Raw genomic sequence first — 1338 nt, 5'->3', positions numbered from 1 at the left:
GGATATGTCAGGGCTTCCCATAGAACGGATCGACCATTACATGACAGAGGAAGAACTCACTGCAGAGTTTGGCAAAAACGGCTGGAAACAGCTTCCGGATGCCATATCCCGGAGATACCGTTTTGTGCCCGCAAAGGTGGAAGTAGAGGAACACCATATCGGAGTCTATGCTGACAAAAAAGATGGACACATGGTAAAGGCAAAACATCCCAGAGGGCTGCTCCATGGAAGTACCGTTTCCCCGACGCTTGCGGCAGCCGTTATAAACGGCAAATATGTCAATGCCATTCCGCTTTACCGCCTGGAACAGGAATTCAAGCGCTATGGATTAGCCATCACCAGACAGAACATGGCAAACTGGATGATCCGTCTCGGAGAGGAATACCTTTCTGTTCTTTACGATTATCTCCACCGGAAACTGTATGATTACCATGTCATCCAGGCAGATGAGACACCGGTGCTCGTAAACCATGACGGCCGTCCGGCAGGATCCAAAAGTTATATGTGGGTCTACCGTTCCGGATATATGTATCCGGAAAAACAGATCGTCCTGTATGAGTACCAGCGGACCAGAAATGCTTCCCATCCCCGGGAGTTTCTGAAGGATTTTTCCGGCATCTGTGTTACGGATGGCTATCAGGTCTATCACACTCTGGAAAAGGAGAAGGAAGACCTGACGATCGCAGGCTGCTGGGTGCATGGACGCCGGAAGTTCGAGGAAGTCCTTGCCACCATACCGGCGGAAGGAAAAAAGGAATCCGTCGCATATCTGGTCATGAAGCAGATCCAGGCAATCTACCGGGAAGAGGGAAAACTAAAAGATCTCTCTTCGAAAGAAAGACTTGCGCAGCGTCAGGTGGTCATCCGGCCACTGGTAGATGCTTTGTTCGCGTACCTGAAACAGAAAAAAGATCAGATCGTGGTAAAAGGAAAACTGAAAGCTGCCTTTACCTACCTTCTGAATCAGGAAAAATATCTCCGGGTATTTCTGAATGATGGAGATGTTCCGATGGATAATAATGCTTCGGAACGTGCCATCCGTGGCTTCTGCATCGGAAAGAAGAACTGGGAAGTCATTGATACCATAAACGGAGCCAAGACATCCGCTGTGATCTACAGTATCGCAGAGACAGCAAAGGCCAACAATCTGAAACCGTACGAGTACTTTGAACATTTGCTGACCGTGATCCCAGAACACATGGAAGACACAGATCGCAGCTTTTTGGAAGAGTTGCTCCCCTGGTCACCAGCGCTTCCGGAAAACATTCGAAAATAGAATTTACAGCAGGCCGCAAAAGCGGCTTATAGTTGTCAAGGTATTCGCTATGGAGCGTTTAC

The 1338-nt window shown here is 48.6% G+C and carries 1 protein-coding gene; it reads left to right on the top strand.

Features of this window, described 5'->3' with window-relative positions; all coding sequences use genetic code 11:
* The coding region (tnpC, locus tag FYJ59_RS13845) for an IS66 family transposase (RefSeq protein WP_154498931.1) at nucleotides 1-1276 on the top strand (1276 nt) is incomplete at its 5' end.
* Between the last annotated feature and the right edge of the window lie 62 nt (nucleotides 1277-1338).

This window comes from Waltera intestinalis (assembly GCF_009695995.1).
In the GTDB taxonomy this organism is placed as follows: Bacteria; Bacillota; Clostridia; order Lachnospirales; family Lachnospiraceae; genus Acetatifactor; species Acetatifactor intestinalis.
The sequence above is the reverse complement of the archived record's forward strand: the minus strand, read 5'-3'. Positions and strand labels throughout refer to the sequence as shown.